The following is a 16,672-nucleotide window of genomic DNA, read 5'->3' as shown; positions in this document are numbered from 1 at the left end:
TGCACCCTACCGGCCGGTCACATGCCGGTCCGCCCCGTCTCGCCTTTCGGTCGCGGGCCCGGTGGCCGTGCGCCCTTCGCCCGGGTACGGGTGCGGTGGACGTCCAGGGCGAGCAGCGCGCAGCACACGGTGCCCAGGAGCCCGGCGCCCGCGACCGCGGCCCGCGCCGAGAACAGTTCGGCCACCGCTCCGGCCAGGGCCATTCCGAGGCCCTGGAGGGTCATGAGTCCGGCCGTCTGGAGCGTCATGGCCCGGCCCCGCAGCTCCTTTGGCACGGCGTCGACGAACCAGCGGTCCACTCCGAGGGTGTACGCCGATCCGGCCCCGGTCGCGACGAGGACGAACAGGGACGTCACGCGGCCGGGCCCGGCCGCGTACACGACGAGCGGCAGCAGGGTCAGGGCGGCGAGCGGCAGGGCGATCCGGGCCCGGGAGGCGGGGGACAGCAGGGTGCCGGCGAGCAGTTCCCCGGCGATGGTGCCGATGGCCATGGCGCACATCAGCAGGCCCAGGCCCGTGCTGCCGACACCGATCTGCGCGGCGTACGGGGCGGCGAGCGCCTCGGGCGCGACGCTGAAGAACGGCGGCACCCAGAACAGCAGGAGCAGCCCCCGGGTGGGGCGGTGCGCCAGGACGCGGCGGGCCCCGCCCAGCGAGTCGCGCAGCAGGGAGGTCCGTTCCCCGCGCGCCGCGGTGCGGGCGGGGCGGCGCCGCGTGCCCAGGCGCAGCAGGGTCGCCGAGAGCAGGAAGGTGGTGACCGTGACGAGCAGCGCGCCACGCGGGCCGGCCACGGTGAGCAGCACTCCCCCGGCGCCGAAGCCGGTCAGTACGGCGCTCTGCGAGACCATGCGCAGCAGGGAGCGGCCGAGGACGAACAGTTCCCCCTCGCCGAGGATGTCGGCGAGCGTCGCCATCCGGGTCCCGGCGAAGACCGGGGCGACCGCGGCGAGGACGACCCGCAGGAACAGCAGCCCGGCCACCGGCGTCGCGGGCAGGGCCATGACGGCGGCGCAGGCCGCGCACAGCAGGTCGCACAGGACCAGGACGCGGCGGGGCGGGTGGCGGTCGGCGATGCCCGCGAGCAGCGTCCCGCCGAAGAGGTACGGCAGGAAGCCGAGCGCGAAGGTGAGGGCGCTCAGGAACGGCGAACCGGTGAGGCCGTAGACGAGGACGGACAGCGCGACCTCGCTGACGACGACGCCGAGCAGCGACAGGAGGTGGGCGGCGAGGACGGGGCGGAACTCGGCGGTCCGGAGCAGGTCCGTCCAGCCGGGGGCGCGGGCACGGGGCGCTTCCGCCCCCGGCCCGGCTTCCTGAGCGGTGGTCATGACAGGAGCGTGCGGTCCGGCGCACGCGCACCGTAGAGTTTCGGCTCCAGCCGAATCGGCGGGGGCTGTCGGCGGGGGCGCTACGGGCGGGACGGCGCGTCCCGGTGCCGGCGACGGCGCTGTCCACCGCCCCGGTGACGGCGATGCCGGACGTCCCGCTGACGGCGACTCCGGACGTCCCGCTGACGGCGACGGCGGACGTCCCGGTGACGGCGATGTCCGACGCCGTGCGCCGCGTCGTGTATCGCGTGGCACTCCCGAGGAGGGGCGCATGACCTGTCGGCTGCTGTTCGGCGAGGAGGACCTGTTGCGCTGCCGGTTCGCGGTGTCCCCGCTGTGGGAGACGGCGGAGGCGGTGCGCACGCTGCGGCGGCCCGACCGTTTCCCGTACCACCCGGACCGGCTGGAGCGGATGCGTGCGGCCGTCGAGGGCCTGGACCTGGAGCCGCTGTGGCTGCTCATGCCGCGCCGCGGCTTCTCCCCCGACTTCTGGTCGCTGGCGCCGTCGGGCCCCTCGGTGACGATCGGGGAGGAACTGGCGCGGGTGCGGGCGACGGACCCGGAGACGGCGCGGCGGGACCTGGAACAGGCTCTGGCCTCGGTGCCCGGGGCGGCCCGTGGTGCGGCGGGCCGCGCCCTGCTGGCCGATCCTGCGCGGGCGGTCTCGACACTGGCGGACCTGCTGGAGCGGGCCTGGCACGCCTTGGTCGCCCCGGAGTGGCCCCGGCTGCGGGCGCTCCTGGACGCGGACGTCGCGCACCACGCGCGCCGGCTCGCGGAGGTGGGCTTCGGCGGGCTGCTGTCCGAGCTGGACACCCGGCTGTCCTGGCACGAGGGCGTCCTGACGGTGCACGGGCTCGGCGACCACGAACGGGTGCTCGGCGGCATGGGCCTCGTGCTGATGCCGAGCGTGTTCGCGTGGCCGGACGTGGTGAGCGGTCTGGAGGCGCCCTGGCAGCCCGTCGTGGTGTATCCGGCGCGCGGGATCGGCGCTCTGTGGGAGGAGACGGCGCGGCGCCCCGGGCGCGCCCTGACCGGGGTGCTCGGCCGGGGCCGGGCCTCGGTCCTCGTGGCGCTCGGCGCCCCGTCGACCACGAGTTCCCTGGCCCGGCGGCTGGGCCTCGCCCCGTCCTCGGTGTCGGCGCACCTGACCTCGCTGAGCGCGGCCGGGCTGCTCGCCCCGCGCCGGTACGGCCGTGAGGTCCTGTACCGGCGTACGGCGCTGGGCACGGCCCTCGCAAAGGGCGACACCGGCGAGGGCTGAGGCCGGGCGAGGGACCCGGCCCCGGCTGTGGGGCTACTTGGCGGCGTACGGCTCCTTGCGGGCCGTACGGCGCAGCCGGTGGCGGACGGCGCGCTGCGCCACGGGACCTAGGTCGTCCACGGCGGTCGCGAGGACGGCGAGGTGCGCGAGGGCGTCGAGGGCCCGGCCCGCCCCCTCCTCGTCGACCCCTTCGTACAGCTCCATGCCGACGAACGAGGCGGCGACGGCGCGCGCGAGGCCCGGCGGGTCGGTGAACTCCCCGAGCGGGGAGGCGGCCAGGACCCGGCGCAGTACCTTCTCCAGTTCCTCCGTCCACAGGGCGAGCCCGGCGGCGGTGGCGGGGCGCAGGCGCGGCTGGGTCTGGGCGGCGGCGAGGAGCTGGCCGAGGACGGCGACGTGTCCGGCGGCGCGTTCGCGGGCGTGCATGGCGCGCCCGAAGTCGAGGAGCCCGCCGAGGGTCGTGACGGCGGCGAGCCCTTCGCGGTAGTCGGCGAGCTGGCGTTCGGTGCCGTAGCGGCAGGCGGCGGCGAGGAGTTCGTCGACGGAGCCGAAGTGGTAGAAGACGAGCGCCTGGTTGACGCCGGCCGCCGCGGCGACGGTGCGCGCGGAGGTCTTCGCGAGTCCCTGCTCGGTGAGCGTGCGCAGGGCGCCGTCGAGAAGCTTGCGCTGCGTCTCGGAGAGCGGAGGCGCGGGGGTCGCCGGGGGCGGGGAAGGTGCGGCGGACCCGGGCGCACCGGCGCCCGCTTCCCCGGCCTCGCCGGACTCGTCGGGCTCGGCCGGGGCCGGGTCCTGGGGGGTGCTCACAGGCGGGCCTCCTCGCGGACGGGGCGCAGTCCGGGCCGGACGCCGAGGGTGCGTACGTCGTCGTAGGTCGTCGTGAAGGAGCCCTCGTAGCCGAAGAGGGGGCCGAAGCGGCGGTTGACGACGCGCACGCGGACGCGGAAGCGGCCGGTGCGCTCGTCGAAGGACTCGCGGACCTCGGCGTCCGCCCCGATCAGCTCGGGGACGCGGACGTCCACGGGGCCCTCGCGGAGGCGGTGGAGGCCGGAGCGGATCAGCAGGGAGCCGTCGGGCCCGGCGGACAGGTGGAGTTCGCTCGCGAGGTGCTGGTGGGTACCGAGGTAGTCGACGAGCCGGTCGCCCTCGGGGGCGAGCACCATCTGCGCGTCGAAGCGGTGCGGACGGGGCACGCCGGAGCGGTGGGGGAAGGCGAAGGTGCGCACGAAGCTCACCGTCTCACGTCCGAAGCGGTCGAGGTACGGCACGTTCTCGATGGTGAAGGGCACCGAGCGGCCCGCCCGGGGCACGAGGATGTGGCGCGTCGCACCGAGCAGGAGGAAGGGCCGGACGAAACCGGGACCGTGCCAGACGCGGTCCATGACGCCGCGCCCGGTGCACGCGAGGCCGCTGTCCAGTCCCGTGGAGAAGCGCCGGCGCAGTTCGGGGTGCAGCCGGGCGAAGGCCGCCTCGCCGAGCACGGTGCGGAAGATCGAGGCGGGTCCGGTCGCGGCGTTCACGGGTACTCCTGGGTCGGCGGTCCTCACGGGCGTTCTGCTGTGTCGGTGCTCACGGGCGTACCTGAGTCGGTCAGCGCTGTTCGCGGGCACGCTGTGGCCGGCCGGGCTCACAGGCACGCAGCGGCCGGCCGGGCTCCCAGGCACGCAGCGGCCGGCCGGGCTCACACGCGTCTTCGCCGCGCCGGCGCCGGTCACGGGCGGCCCCGCGTCAGTGGCGTTCACGGGCGCTTCAGGGAGGCGAGCAGTCGGGGGGCGCGTACGCGTAGGGGCGGGGTGCGCAGGCAGCGGCCGGCCGAGGGGGTGCCGGGCAGCGGCGGGACCAGGAGGACGAGCGCGGCGAGCACCAGTCCGCTCGCTACCGTCAGCAGGACCGAGCCGAGCCCGAGCCAGGGCCCGAGCAGCGCGACGACCGGCACGGCGGGACCCGCGAGCAGGACGAGCACCGCCGCGAGCCCGAGCAGCGCGAGCCGTACGGCGCCCTCGGCGAGCGCGCGCCCCAGGGAGCGGCGGGGGCTCACGCCCCGCTCCAGCCAGAGCCGGAGCCGGTCGAAGGACCAGGCGGTGGCCCAGCCCATGGCGGGGCGCAGGAAGAGCCGGTCCAGGAGGGTGCCGACGCGGCCCCAGCGGGTCCGGTACTGGTAGCCGGTGAGGAAGCGCACCTCCGCCCCGTCCGGTACGTAGCGCCAGTAGCCGCTGCCCTCGGCGAGCAGGACGAGCGGGTGGGCGCACACGAAGCGCAGCGCCGAGGTGCGTTCCCCGTCGGCGCGCAGCCGGTCACCGGCGGACACGCCGGTGCCGGAGACGGTGAGGAAGGGCAGGACGCGGGTCGCGTAGCGGAAGCGAGTCGCTGAGACGACCGCCGGTGCTGTGCGCGAGGACGCCGGCCCCGGTGCCCCGTCGGGTCCCGCGCCCGCCCCGTCCCCGGACCCCTCGGCGCTCTCCCGCGCGCCGCTCGCGGCGGCGGCCGCCTCCTCGGCCCCGGCCCCCGGTTCGGGCAGTGGGGTGATCTCGGAGAACCGGAGGTCCCAGCGCTGATGCTGCGCCGGGTCCTGGGTGAGCGCCCACAGGCTTTCCATGTCGGTACGCACCGACGTCTCCACGTAGATCCTGCTGACGCTCGCCCGAGCCGTTCTCATGACGCGTCCCCCTGCTCGAAGAGGGGCCTTTTGAGCGAGTGCTCAACGCCCCGTTGCGGCGAAGATAGCAGCGGTTTGAGCGATCGCTCAAGACCTCTTTGAGCAGCCGCTCAAAATCGTTCACGGGGCAGCCGGCCCGGACACCCGCGCGGAGCACGTGCCAGGCCCCGCGCGCGGGCACACGAGAGCCCCCGCCCACCGCGCCGACGGGGCGCGGGAGCGGGGGCTCTCGACGGGTACTCCGGTACTTCGAGTGCGTTTGCGGAAGTCGGACGCGCGTTGCGCGAAGGCCGTCCCGGGGGGGCCGTCCCGGGGGCGCGGGGGTGTCAGCCCTGTTCGCCCGCCGGGTCCGGACCGGCGCCCTGGTCCGCGTCGGCGGCCAGATAGCGCTCGACGGTCTCCACCTTGGCGGTGAGCCCGTCGGTGACGCCCCGGCGGATATCGGCCTTCAGGACGAGGGACACCCGGAAGGAGCGGGCCTCGACGGCGGCGGTCGCCCGCTTGACGACGTCCATGACCTCGTCCCACTCGCCCTCGACGCTGGTGAACATCGCGTCGGTGCGGTGCGGGAGGCCGGACTCGCGCACGACGCGTACGGCCTCGGCGACGTACTCGCCGACGTCCTCGCCGACGCCGAGCGGGGAGACGGAGAAGGCGACGATCACGCGTTCACGATCCCCTCGCGGCGGGCGCGGGAGGCGATGACCGCATCCTCGGCCTCGCCCTTCAGCTTGCGCTCGGCGAAGAAGCCGCCGGTGGGCAGCACGGAGAGCACGAAGTAGAGGACGCCCCGGCCCAGCGGCCACTTGGCGCGGTTCCACGCGTCGAGCCAGAAGAGGACGTACAGGATGAACAGCACGCCGTGGACCATGCCCATGACGGGGACGGCGTTGAAGTCCGTCGTGCGCTTGAGCACGGAGCAGACGATCAGGAGGAGGAAGGAGACCGCCTCGGGTGCCGAGACCAGGCGGAGGCGACGGAGGGCGGAGGCTGTCTTGATGTCCACGGGCGCGGACCCTTCGGCTCGGGAAAGCGGATGGCGGGGCGGGATGGGGCGGGACGGGGCAGGCGATCTTGTGAACGCGCGCACAAGCTCGGGCCCATTCTGTCAGCCGCCGCGCGCACCCCCGAATCAGGGTCCCCGGCGACGCGCCACGGGGCGTGTTCTCCGTACGGCCTGCCGGCCCCGCCCCCGGCCCGATACCTTCGGTACGTGGCTCAGTTCCGACTCCAAGGCAGCAAGGTGCTCGCCGTCGACCTGTCCGGCGATGCCGTGAAGGCGAAGAACGGCTCGATGGTCGCGTACGACGGCCGGATGGCGTTCAAGAAGATGACGGGCGGTGGTGACGGTCTGCGCGGGATGGTCACGCGCCGGCTGACGGGAGAGCAGATGGAGGTGATGGAGGTACGGGGAGAGGGCACGTGCTGGTTCGCGGACCGGGCGAGCGAGATCAATCTGGTGTCGCTGCGCGGCGAGAAGCTGTACGTCGAGTCCAGCAACCTCCTGTGCACCGACGCGGGACTGCGCACGGGCACGACGTTCACCGGGCTGCGCGGGGCGAGCCAGGGCAACGGCCTGTTCACGACGACGGTGGAGGGCAGCGGACAGGCCGCCCTGCTGTCCGACGGGCCGGCGGTCGTCCTGCGGGTGAGCGCGCGCTACCCCCTCCAGGTCGACCCCGGGGCGTACATCGCGCACCAGGGCGAGCTGCGGCAGCAGTTCCAGTCGGGGGTGTCCTTCCGCACCTTCATGGGCGAGGGCGGCGGGGAGGCGTTCCAGATCCGCTTCGAGGGCGAGGGCCTGGTCTACGTCCAGCCCAGCGAGCGCAACACGATCGGAGGCGATGTCTGATGCCCTTCCGCGAGATCAACTCCCGGATGGTCGAGGCCAGGATCACTCCCGGGCAGCGGATGTACAGCCAGCGCGGCGCGATGCTCGCCTACCGGGGCGAGGTCGGCTTCACGCCGAACATCCAGGGCGGCCAGGGCGGCGTCATGTCGATGATCGGCCGGCGGGTGGCGGGCGAGGCGACTCCGCTGATGACGGTCGAGGGCGAGGGCACGGTGCTGTTCGGCCACGGCGGTCATCACGTGCAGGTCATCGGCCTGGAGGGCGACACCCTGTACGTCGAGGCGGACCGGCTGCTGGCCTTCGACGGCTCCCTGGAGCAGGGAACCATGTTCCTCGGCGCCCAGGGCGGGGTCATGGGCCTGGTGCGCGGCCAGGTCACCGGCCAGGGCCTGTTCACCACGACACTCAAGGGCCACGGCGCGGTCGCGGTGATGGCCCACGGCGGGGTGATCGAGGTGCCGATCACCCCGGGGCGCCCCGTGCACGTCGACCCGCAGGCGTACGTCGCGCACCACGGCGACGTACGCAACAAACTGTCCACGGCCCTGGGCTGGCGCGACATGGTGGGACGCGGATCGGGAGAGGCGTTCCAGCTGGAGCTGTCCGGCACCGGAGCGGTGTTCGTCCAGGCGTCGGAGGAGAAGCTGTGAGTGTCGCGATGCCCGGCGGGCCGACGGTCTTCGATCCGGCGACGCTGCCCGCCGACGACAACGTGAACCCGTACACCTTCTGCGTGGAGCTGACCGGCGGCCAGTGGTTCCTGCAGAAGGGCAAGATGATCGCCTACTACGGGCGGATCGACTTCGAGGGGATCGGCCACGGGCGCTTCGACCGGCTGCTGCGCACGAGCTTCCACTCCCCGCTGCACGCGAGCGACTGGGTGGTGGCCCAGGGGCAGGGCAAGATGCTGCTCGCCGACCGCGCCTTCGACGTGAACTCCTTCGACCTCCAGGACGGCAACCTGACCGTCCGCTCGGGCAACCTGCTCGCCTACGAGCCCTCGCTGGCGCTCAAGCAGTCGATCGTGCCGGGCTTCCTCACCCTGATCGGGACCGGGAAGTTCGTGGCGGCCTCCAACGGGCCGGTGGTCTTCATGGAACCGCCGCTGCGGGTGGACCCGCAGGCGCTCGTGGGCTGGGCGGACTGCCCCTCCCCCTGCCACCACTACGACCACCAGTACATGAGCGGCTTCCTGGGCGGGGTGCGGGCGCTGACCGGGCTCGGCGGGGCCTCGGGCGAGGAGCACCAGTTCGAGTTCGTCGGCGCGGGCACGGTCCTGCTCCAGTCCTCGGAGCAGCTGATGCCCGAGCAGAACACGGGCACGGTGCCGGCCGGTCCCGGGGTACCCGGCGGCAGCGGGCACGGCGGTCCGGGAATGCCGGGCCACGGCCCCGGGCAGCCGGGACAGGCGGGGCTGCCCCGTATGCCCGGACAGCTCGGTGACATTCAGCGACGCTTCGGGCTCTGAGCGGGTCGGCCGCCCAGGTGTCCGCGGCGGTCGCGTCCAGCGGTTACGCTGCGGTGGCCGGGCACCGGACGGCCGGGCACGGTCACCTTGCGTGTCCACTCGGGCACGGTGAGGGATTGTTGGATATTCAACATCTTAGGTAGAATGCCTTCATGGAGACCGAGACGGCCACACGCTGGCTCAGCGACGCGGAGCAGTGCGCCTGGCGCACCCACCTGGAAGTGAACAGGCTGCTCACGTACCAACTGGAGAAGGACCTCCAGCCGTTCGGGCTGACCATCAACGACTACGAGATCCTGGTCAACCTCTCGGAGGCCGGGGAACACCGGGTGCGGATGAGCGATCTCGCCGCCGCGACCCTCCAGTCCAAGAGCCGGCTCTCGCACCAGATCACGCGGATGGAGAAGGCCGGTCTGGTGCGCAGGGAGAACTGCGAGTCGGACCGGCGCGGACTGTTCGCCGTGCTCACCGGTCCGGGCCTGGAGACGATGCGGAAGGTCGCGCCGCACCACGTGGACTCGGTGCGGCGCAACTTCATCGATCAGCTCAGCCCCGAGGAACTCGGCACACTGCGCGAGTTCCTGGCCCCGATCGCCGCCCGGCTGCGCGAGGAGCGCGCCAAGCGCTGACCGGGCGGGGCCCCGGGGGCCTTCGGCCCGTGGGCGACGGGCCGAAGGCCGGATCAGTAGGGGCGGTCACCGGCCACGGCCACGCGTTCGGCGATCCGGCGGTAGGGGGCGTAGTCGCCCACGGCGTAGTGCTGGGTGGCCCGGTTGTCCCAGAAGGCGATGTCCCCGGCCCGCCAGTGGAAGCGCACCTGATACTCGGGGACGTGCGCCTGCTGGAAGAGCAGGCGCAGCACGCGGTCGCTCTCGCCCCGCTCCCAGCCCACGATGCGGGTGGTGAACGAGGAGTTCACGAACAACATCCGGCGGCCGGTCTCGGGATGGCGCCGCACCACGGGATGCTCGACCGGCGGGAACTGCTCCTGGAAACCGGCGAGCCGTTCGGCGGGGGTGAACCGTTCGAAGCCCGGCAGGAAGTCGTGCACGGCGCGGGCCCCGTCGAGGCGCAGGCGCAGCTCCTCGGGCAGGTTGTCGTAGGCGGCCGCCATGTCGGCCCACAGCGTGTCCCCGCCGACCGGCGGCACCTCGCGCACCTGGAGGACGGCGCCGAGCGCGGGCCGTTCGCGGAAGGTCACGTCGGTGTGCCACACGTTCTCGAAGCTCGGCACGGCGCCCCGGTCGAAGCGCGCGATCTCGGCCGAGTCCCCGCTCATCACGAGCGGGTTGGTCTCCAGCGGCCCCCAGTGGGAGGCGAAGGCGCGCTGCGCGTCGGAGCTGAGGTGCTGGGCGCGGAAGAACAGCACCTTCCACTCCAGCAGGGCCCGGTTGATCTCCGCGCGCTGGGCGGCGGTGAGCGGGAGGGACAGGTCGAGTCCGTGGATCTCGGCGCCGATGACCCGTCCCAGCGGCCTCAGTTCGAAGAGTTCGTACGGCCGGTCGTCCCAGCCCGCGGGGGTGCGGCGCAGGATGCGGGGGCCTTCGACGATGCTGTCCGCGGGGACGGCGTGTTCCCGCAGCGCGGGCGGTACGGGGGTGGTGGGGGCCAGGGTCATGTGCGTGCTCTCCTCCGGGGCGGGAGGGACCGGGGCGGGGCGCGGGTACGCGCGGCGCGGTGGGTCCGCTCGGGGTGGCGACGTCCGGTCGGGGACGCCGGGTGGAGACGTGGGACCGAGCCGGTCCGTGGCGAATCCGTGGCACGGGATCCGCGGTGAGGGGAAGAGGGGGCGGCGTGCGGACGCACGGCGCGCGGGGCCTCGGCTACTGGAGGCCGGAACATCGAAGGGCCGGGGGCGAACCCACCCGGCCACGACGGCGCAGGAAACTCATCCCGCCGGGAACGCGACCGCCGTGGACGCCGCGACAAGGCGGCGTGCCGGCACGGAGGTTCGGGGGCGTTCCCATGAGAGGCACCGTATCGCAGGCCGCCGCTCAGCGGGAGAGCGGCAGCCGCAGCACGAAGCGGGCGCCCCCTCCGGGCCGCTCCCCCACGGTCAGCGTGCCGCCGTGGCGCAGGGCCAGGTCACGGGCGAGGGCGAGGCCGAGCCCCGCGCCGCCCTCGTCGCGGGCGCGGGCGTCGTCGAGCCGGACGAAACGCTCGAAGATCCGCTCGCGCTGCTCGGGCGGCACCCCGGCGCCGTCGTCGGCCACCGCCAACTCCGCGAACACGTCGCCGCGGTTGAGTTCCACGGACACCTCGGAGCGGGCGTGGCGTTGCGCGTTGTCCAGGAGGTTCCCGAGGACCCGCCGCAACTGGCTGCCCGATCCGAGGACTTCGGCGGCATCGGTGCCCGCGTGGAAGCGCGCCGGGACCCGGTCGTGGGCCCGCTGGTCCAGCTCCGCCGCGACGAGCGAGAGCAGGTCCACCGGCCGGTCCCGTGGGCGTTCCCCGGCGTCGAGGCGGGCGAGCAGCAGGAGGTCCGCGGCGAGTTGCTGGAGGCGCACGGTGTCGGCGACCGCCCCGTCCACGTCGAGCAGCTCCGGATGCGCGGCGCCGACCTCCAGCTGGGTGCGCAGGGAGGCGATGGGGCTGCGCAGTTCGTGCGAGGCGTCCGCGACGAAGCGGCGCTGGCGTTCCACGGAGGACTCCAGGGCGGACAGCGTCTCGTTCGTGGTGCGGGCCAGGGCCGCGATCTCGTCGTGCGTGCCGGGCTCCGGCACCCGTCGGCCGAGGTCCTGGGAGGCGGTGATGGCCGCCATCTCCCGCCGGATGCCCTCGACGGGGCGCAGCGCCCGCCGCGTCACGAGCCAGGTCACGGCGGCGACCACGGCGAGCAGCACCGGCAGCCCGATGAGCATGACGGTCGAGGCCGTCCCGACGGCGCCCTCCTCGGTGTCCAGCGGGGCCCCGGCGTACACCGTGACGCTGTCCCCGTCACCCCCGCCCCGTTCGGCCTCGACGCCCGCCCAGCGGTAGGCCGCCCGGTGGCCGTCGATGGTGGCGGAGCCGGTGCTGAGCGCGGCCTCGTCGCCGACGCCGCCGTCGTCCCCGGCGTCCGGGGCGTCCCTGGAGGAGTCCTCCTGCTTCTTCTCCGGGACGGCGCGTACGCCGGCGACCCCCGTACCGCTGACGGCCTCCAAATCCTCACTGACGGCGAGGACGCGGTCGTCCTCGTCCACGATCTGCACCGGTTCGTCGTCGTCGTCGGGCAGGTCGATCCGCGCGAAGGGCCGGCCCGAGGCGACGACCGAGGCGATACGGCGCGCCCGCGCCTCCGCGTCGGAGGACGCCTGCCCGAGGAGGTTCGCGTGCAGGGACTGCAGGACGGCGACGCCGGCGGCGACCAGGACGACGGCCACGACGAGCGTCGCGCCCAGCGTCGCACGGGCCCGTACGGAGCCGAAGAGGCGTCTCATCGCCCCGTCTCCAGCCGGTAGCCGGCCCCGCGCACGGTGCGGATGAGGTCCGCGCCGAGCTTGCGGCGCAGGGTGCTGACGTAGACCTCGACGATGTTCGGGTCGCCCTCGTAGGCGAAGTCCCACACGTGCTCCAGGATCTCCGCCTTGGACACGATCTGCCCGGGGCGCACGACGAGCTGTTCGAGCACGGCGAACTCCTTGGTCGTCAGGGCGGCCTCGTCCTGGCCGACCCACACCCGCCGCGCGGCGGTGTCCACCTTGAGCGGGCCGAGCACGTGCACCGGGCTGGGCGCGCCCGACCGGCGGCGCAGCAGCGCCTTGACGCGCGCGACGAGCACGACGTACGAGAAGGGCTTGGTCAGGTAGTCGTCGGCGCCGGTGTCGAGCCCCTCGGCCTCGTCGTACTCGCCGTCCTTCGCGGTGAGCATCAGGATCGGCACGTCGTGGCCCGCGGCCCGGAGCGTGGCGCAGATCCGGTAGCCGTTCGTGCCGGGCAGCATGATGTCGAGGATCAGCAGGTCGTAGCCGCCCTCGGAGGCGCGGAACAGCCCCTCCCGGCCGTCGTGGACGACGTCCACGGCGTACCCCTCGGCCGTCAGGCCCCTGGCGAGCGACACGGCGAGCCGCTTCTCGTCCTCCACGATCAACAGGCGCATGCGCCCAGCCTCGCAAACCGGAGCTGAAGCTGTCTTCAGGCTCCTTCAGGACCGCTTCAGGCGTGGCGGGCAACAGTGAGGAGGTCAGCAAGAAGAACCACTCGGGGAGGTTCCCTCATGAAGCGCAACATCGTCATCGCCACCGTCACCGCCGGTGTCCTGCTCGCCGGGGGCGGGGTCGCCGCCGCGACGCTCGGCTCGGACTCCGGCGGGACGGGCGGCGGGACACCCGGCGGGACGGCCGCGCGGACCGCCGGGCAGGACGAGCACTCGGACGCGGCGGAGCACCGCGCGGAGGCGAGGGCCGCGAAGCGGCTGAGCGCGCCGCAGGCGATCGGGGCGGCACTGGACCGGGTCCCCGGACGGGCGACCTCGGCCGAGCTGGACGACGACGACCGGCGCGGCGCTCTCGTGTGGGAGGTCGACGTCCTCGACCGGCACGGCGTCGCGTACCACGTGGACGTCGACCCGGCCACCGGCAAGGCGCTGACCGCCCACCGCGACCGCGACGACGACGCGGCCGCCGACGCGAAGGAGGACGGCCGGGCCCTGGCGGGCACGACGACCTCCGCCTCGGAGGCGGCCCGTGCCGCGGCGGACAAGGGCCGCGTGGTCTCGGTGGACCTGGACGACGACGGCGGGGCGCACTGGAGCGTCGAGGTCTCCGACGGGCACGGGACGGAGTGGTCCGTGCCCCTGGACGGCCTGCGGGTCACGCCCGACCGCTCCGACGACTGACGGGGCCGCTGTCCCGCCGGCGCCGCCCCTGGGCGACGGGGGCGGCGGGCTCTCCCGCGGCTTCGCCCGCGCGCTCGAAGGCCGGGCCGGTCCGGTCCCGCGCGCTCGAAGGCCGGGCCGGTCCGGTCCCGCGCGCTCGAAGGCCGGGCCGGTCCGGTCCGCCCGCGCGCCCGAAGGCCGGGCCCCCGCCTGCCACCCGGGGCCGGTCCGCCGGGACGCGTCGGACGGGCCCGCCGGCCGGACGGGCGGCGCCGTGCGCGGCGCGCCCGGCGGTGGTGAAGGCCCGCCGGGCGCCCGCGGGTCACAGACGGGACAGCACGTCGTCCGCCGCCTGGTACGGCGACAGCTCCCCCTCCACCACCCGGGCGGCGAGCGCGGCGACCCGGTGGTCCCCCCGGACGTCGAGCATGCGTGCGCGCAGCGCCGTCACGGCGATCGTCTCGATCTCGTGGGCGGCGCGCGCCACCCGGCGGTCCGCGAGGACGCCGTGTTCGTCCATCCAGGCCCGGTGCTTCTCCAGGGCGGCGACGACCTCGTCGACGCCCTCGCCGCGCGCGGCGACGGTCTTGACGATCGGGGGGCGCCAGTCGCCCGGTTCGCGGGCCTCACCGAGGCCGAGCATGTGGTTGAGTTCGCGCGCCGTGGCGTCCGCCCCGTCCCGGTCGGCCTTGTTGACCACGTAGACGTCGCCGATCTCCAGGATGCCCGCCTTCGCGGCCTGGATGCCGTCGCCCATCCCGGGGGCGAGCAGGACGACGGAGGTGTCGGCCTGGGAGGCGATGTCGACCTCGGACTGGCCGACGCCGACGGTCTCCACGAGGACGACGTCGCAGCCCGCCGCGTCGAGCACCCGGATCGCCTGCGGGGCGGCCCAGGCGAGGCCGCCGAGGTGGCCGCGGGTGGCCATGGAACGGATGTAGACGCCGGGGTCGGAGGCGTGTTCGGCCATCCGGACCCGGTCGCCGAGCAGCGCCCCGCCGGAGAAGGGCGAGGAGGGGTCGACGGCCAGCACCCCGACGCGTTTGCCGGTCCTGCGGTACGCGGAGACCAGCGCCGAGGTCGAGGTGGACTTGCCGACGCCGGGCGAGCCGGTGATCCCGACGACGTAGGCCCGGCCGGTGAAGGGGGCGAGCGCGGCCATGACCTCCCGCAGTTGCGGTGAGGCGCCCTCGACGAGCGAGATGAGCCGGGCCACGGCCCGGGGGCGGCCCTCGCGGGCCTGTTCCACCAGCGAGGAGACGTCCTGCATCACAGCTCACAGCTCCGTTCGGTCAGTGCGACGGCGGGGGGTGGGGCGGGTCCCGCCCTTACGGCGCGGCCCGGGAAGGGCGCGGCGGGGGCGGGACCCCGAGCGCTCAGGCGCCCTTCGGCACCCGCACGATCAGCGCGTCGCCCTGTCCGCCGCCCCCGCACAGGGCGGCCGCGCCGACGCCGCCCCCGCGCCGCCTCAGTTCCAGCGCGAGGTGCAGCACGATACGGGCCCCGGACATGCCGATGGGGTGACCGAGGGCGATCGCGCCGCCGTTCACGTTGACCTTCTCCGCATCGAGCCCGAGGTCGGCCGTCGACTGGACGGCCACGGCGGCGAACGCCTCGTTGATCTCCACGAGGTCGAGGTCCCCGACGCCGATGCCCTCCTTGGCCAGCGCGTGCGCGATCGCGTTCGAGGGCTGCGACTGGAGGGAGTTGTCGGGGCCCGCGACGTTGCCGTGCGCGCCGATCTCGGCGATCCACTCCAGGCCCAGCTCCTCGGCCTTCGCGCGGCTCATGACGACGACGGCGGCGGCCCCGTCGGAGATCTGCGAGGAGGTGCCCGCGGTGATCGTGCCGTCCTCGGCGAAGGCCGGGCGCAGCTTGCCGAGGGTCTCGGTGGTGGTGTCGGGGCGGATGCCCTCGTCCTCGGTGACGACGACCGGTTCGCCCTTGCGCTGGGGGACCTCGACCGGGGTGATCTCCGCCTCGAAGACGCCGTCCTTCCGGGCGGCGGCGGCCCGCTGGTGGCTGAGCGCGGCGAACGCGTCCTGCGGGGCGCGCCCGATGCCGAGCCGGGTGTTGTGCTTCTCGGTGGAGGCGCCCATCGCGATGTTCTCGAAGGAGTCGGTGAGCCCGTCGTGGGCCATCGAGTCGAGCATCTCGATCGCGCCGTACTTGTAGCCCTCGCGGGACTTCGGCAGCAGGTGCGGGGCGTTGGTCATGGACTCCTGGCCGCCGGCCACCACGATGTCGAACTCGCCGGCCCTGATCAGCTGGTCGGCGAGGGCGATCGCGTCGAGGCCGGAGAGGCACACCTTGTTGACGGTGAGCGCCGGCACGTTCATCGGGATGCCGGCCTTCACGGCGGCCTGGCGTGCGGGGATCTGCCCGGTCCCCGCCTGCAGCACCTGTCCCATGATCACGTACTGGACCTGATCCCCGGTGATCCCGGAGCGCTCCAGCGCGGCCTTGATCGCGAAGCCGCCGAGATCGGCCCCGGAGAAGCTCTTGAGCGAACCGAGCAGCCGCCCCATGGGCGTACGCGCCCCGGCGACGATCACCGACGTACCGCCGGGCGTTCCAGCTGTTCCAGCCATGAGGCACAGCCCCTTGAGATGAGAGTGAACGAGGGTTTACCTCAATGTACTGACGAGTACCGGGCCGGGTCATCGGGCCGTCGGTGTGATCGCGCGCACGTTGCGTAATCACCCCGTCTACCGCTGCACTGGGGGCATGCTGACACGTATCGACCACATCGGTATCGCCTGTTTCGACCTCGACCGCACCGTCGAGTTCTACCGGGCGACGTACGGGTTCGAGGTGTTCCACACCGAGGTCAACGAGGAGCAGGGCGTGCGTGAGGCCATGCTGAAGATCAACGAGACCTCGGACGGCGGCGCCTCCTACCTCCAGTTGCTGGAACCCGTCAGGGAGGACTCCGCGGTCGGCAAGTGGCTCGCGAAGAACGGGGAGGGCGTGCACCACATCGCCTTCGGGACCGCCGACGTGGACACCGACTCCGAGGAGATCCGCGACAAGGGCGTACGGGTGCTCTACGACGAGCCGCGCACCGGTTCGATGGGCTCCAGGATCACCTTCCTGCACCCCAAGGACTGTCACGGAGTGCTCACGGAACTGGTCACAGCCGCCCCCGTGGCCGCCTCCGGCGCACCCGCTCCGTCTTATGAGGGGACGGAGGACTGACCTCCGGATAGCGGGGCCGGTAGGGTTGGGCTCGACCTACCGGCCGTGCCGGGCGGTCTCGGGCCGGGGTCCGGGTTTCGGGGGGCGAGCGTCAGGGCAGCAGTGCGTGCTCGG

Annotated in this window: 18 protein-coding genes; 7 read left to right on the top strand and 11 right to left on the bottom strand. The window is 73.9% G+C overall.

Going from position 1 to position 16,672, the window contains the following annotated elements; genetic code table 11:
• Positions 1 to 17: 17 nt before the first annotated feature.
• Positions 18 to 1,328, bottom strand: a complete 1,311-nt coding sequence (locus ACFYMP_RS05085; RefSeq protein ID WP_388850637.1) for an MFS transporter — start codon at positions 1,326 to 1,328, stop codon at positions 18 to 20.
• 271 nt (positions 1,329 to 1,599) lie between these two features.
• Between ACFYMP_RS05085 and ACFYMP_RS05080 the strand changes: the two genes are divergently transcribed.
• Entirely contained in the window at positions 1,600 to 2,592 is a 993-nt protein-coding gene (locus ACFYMP_RS05080) for a DUF5937 family protein (protein ID WP_388850634.1), read from the top strand.
• A gap of 33 nt (positions 2,593 to 2,625) precedes the next feature.
• Here the strand turns inward: ACFYMP_RS05080 and ACFYMP_RS05075 are convergent, their stop codons facing one another.
• The 5 genes from ACFYMP_RS05075 to ACFYMP_RS05055 form a co-directional block, all read right to left on the bottom strand.
• Positions 2,626 to 3,396 (bottom strand): TetR/AcrR family transcriptional regulator, encoded by a 771-nt coding sequence (locus ACFYMP_RS05075; RefSeq protein ID WP_388850631.1) that lies wholly within the window; start codon positions 3,394 to 3,396, stop codon positions 2,626 to 2,628.
• Positions 3,393 to 4,109, bottom strand: a complete 717-nt coding sequence (locus ACFYMP_RS05070; RefSeq protein WP_388850628.1) for a DUF4166 domain-containing protein — start codon at positions 4,107 to 4,109, stop codon at positions 3,393 to 3,395. Before ACFYMP_RS05070 ends, ACFYMP_RS05075 begins: the two co-directional genes overlap by 4 nt.
• A gap of 218 nt (positions 4,110 to 4,327) precedes the next feature.
• Complete coding sequence (locus tag ACFYMP_RS05065) at positions 4,328 to 5,245, bottom strand: hypothetical protein (RefSeq protein WP_388850625.1); 918 nt, start codon at positions 5,243 to 5,245, stop codon at positions 4,328 to 4,330.
• A gap of 326 nt (positions 5,246 to 5,571) precedes the next feature.
• Positions 5,572 to 5,910 carry an MTH1187 family thiamine-binding protein gene (locus ACFYMP_RS05060; protein WP_388850622.1) on the bottom strand — a complete coding sequence of 113 codons (339 nt, stop codon included), beginning with the start codon at positions 5,908 to 5,910 and terminating at the stop codon, positions 5,572 to 5,574.
• Entirely contained in the window at positions 5,907 to 6,251 is a 345-nt protein-coding gene (locus ACFYMP_RS05055) for a DUF3817 domain-containing protein (protein ID WP_388850620.1), read from the bottom strand. The genes ACFYMP_RS05060 and ACFYMP_RS05055 overlap by 4 nt, the downstream gene beginning before the upstream one ends.
• A 207-nt stretch (positions 6,252 to 6,458) precedes the next feature.
• Here ACFYMP_RS05055 and ACFYMP_RS05050 point away from each other — a divergent pair, with 207 nt between their 5' ends.
• The 4 genes from ACFYMP_RS05050 to ACFYMP_RS05035 all read left to right on the top strand — a co-directional run bounded on the left by ACFYMP_RS05050 (position 6,459) and on the right by ACFYMP_RS05035 (position 9,194).
• Positions 6,459 to 7,097 (top strand): AIM24 family protein, encoded by a 639-nt coding sequence (locus tag ACFYMP_RS05050; protein ID WP_388850619.1) that lies wholly within the window; start codon positions 6,459 to 6,461, stop codon positions 7,095 to 7,097.
• Positions 7,097 to 7,747, top strand: coding sequence for an AIM24 family protein (locus ACFYMP_RS05045; RefSeq protein ID WP_388850617.1), 651 nt, complete (start codon positions 7,097 to 7,099; stop codon positions 7,745 to 7,747). Before ACFYMP_RS05050 ends, ACFYMP_RS05045 begins: the two co-directional genes overlap by 1 nt.
• An 8-nt stretch (positions 7,748 to 7,755) precedes the next feature.
• Positions 7,756 to 8,565, top strand: a complete 810-nt coding sequence (locus ACFYMP_RS05040) for an AIM24 family protein (RefSeq protein WP_388851022.1) — start codon at positions 7,756 to 7,758, stop codon at positions 8,563 to 8,565.
• 152 nt (positions 8,566 to 8,717) lie between these two features.
• Positions 8,718 to 9,194 (top strand): MarR family winged helix-turn-helix transcriptional regulator, encoded by a 477-nt coding sequence (locus tag ACFYMP_RS05035; protein ID WP_388850613.1) that lies wholly within the window; start codon positions 8,718 to 8,720, stop codon positions 9,192 to 9,194.
• A gap of 53 nt (positions 9,195 to 9,247) precedes the next feature.
• On the opposite strand, the gene ACFYMP_RS05030 is transcribed toward ACFYMP_RS05035, so the two are convergent.
• The 3 genes from ACFYMP_RS05030 to ACFYMP_RS05020 all read right to left on the bottom strand — a co-directional run bounded on the left by ACFYMP_RS05030 (position 9,248) and on the right by ACFYMP_RS05020 (position 12,643).
• On the bottom strand, positions 9,248 to 10,183 hold the full coding sequence (locus ACFYMP_RS05030) for a TauD/TfdA dioxygenase family protein (RefSeq protein ID WP_388850610.1): 936 nt from the start codon (positions 10,181 to 10,183) through the stop codon (positions 9,248 to 9,250).
• A gap of 376 nt (positions 10,184 to 10,559) precedes the next feature.
• A complete protein-coding gene (locus tag ACFYMP_RS05025; protein ID WP_388850607.1) occupies positions 10,560 to 11,984 on the bottom strand; it encodes an ATP-binding protein in 1,425 nt (474 codons plus the stop codon).
• Entirely contained in the window at positions 11,981 to 12,643 is a 663-nt protein-coding gene (locus tag ACFYMP_RS05020) for a response regulator transcription factor (RefSeq protein ID WP_388850604.1), read from the bottom strand. Before ACFYMP_RS05020 ends, ACFYMP_RS05025 begins: the two co-directional genes overlap by 4 nt.
• 117 nt (positions 12,644 to 12,760) lie before the next feature.
• Here ACFYMP_RS05020 and ACFYMP_RS05015 point away from each other — a divergent pair, with 117 nt between their 5' ends.
• Entirely contained in the window at positions 12,761 to 13,381 is a 621-nt protein-coding gene (locus ACFYMP_RS05015) for a PepSY domain-containing protein (protein WP_388850601.1), read from the top strand.
• 301 nt (positions 13,382 to 13,682) lie between these two features.
• Here ACFYMP_RS05015 and meaB read toward each other — a convergent pair whose 3' ends face one another.
• On the bottom strand, positions 13,683 to 14,630 hold the full coding sequence (gene meaB, locus ACFYMP_RS05010) for a methylmalonyl Co-A mutase-associated GTPase MeaB (protein ID WP_388851020.1): 948 nt from the start codon (positions 14,628 to 14,630) through the stop codon (positions 13,683 to 13,685).
• 106 nt (positions 14,631 to 14,736) lie between these two features.
• Positions 14,737 to 15,951: an acetyl-CoA C-acetyltransferase gene (locus tag ACFYMP_RS05005; RefSeq protein ID WP_388850598.1), complete on the bottom strand. Its 1,215-nt coding sequence runs from the start codon at positions 15,949 to 15,951 to the stop codon at positions 14,737 to 14,739.
• Between the two features lie 136 nt (positions 15,952 to 16,087).
• Here ACFYMP_RS05005 and mce point away from each other — a divergent pair, with 136 nt between their 5' ends.
• The gene (gene mce, locus ACFYMP_RS05000; protein WP_388850595.1) at positions 16,088 to 16,558 is read left to right on the top strand and encodes a methylmalonyl-CoA epimerase; all 471 of its coding nucleotides are present in this window, start codon (positions 16,088 to 16,090) and stop codon (positions 16,556 to 16,558) included.
• Positions 16,559 to 16,672 lie beyond the last annotated feature (114 nt).

The organism is Streptomyces sp. NPDC007088, assembly GCF_042869355.1.
Lineage (GTDB): Bacteria > Actinomycetota > Actinomycetes > Streptomycetales > Streptomycetaceae > Streptomyces.
Note: the sequence above shows the minus strand (reverse complement) of the source record. Positions and strands in the feature narration are given on the sequence as shown.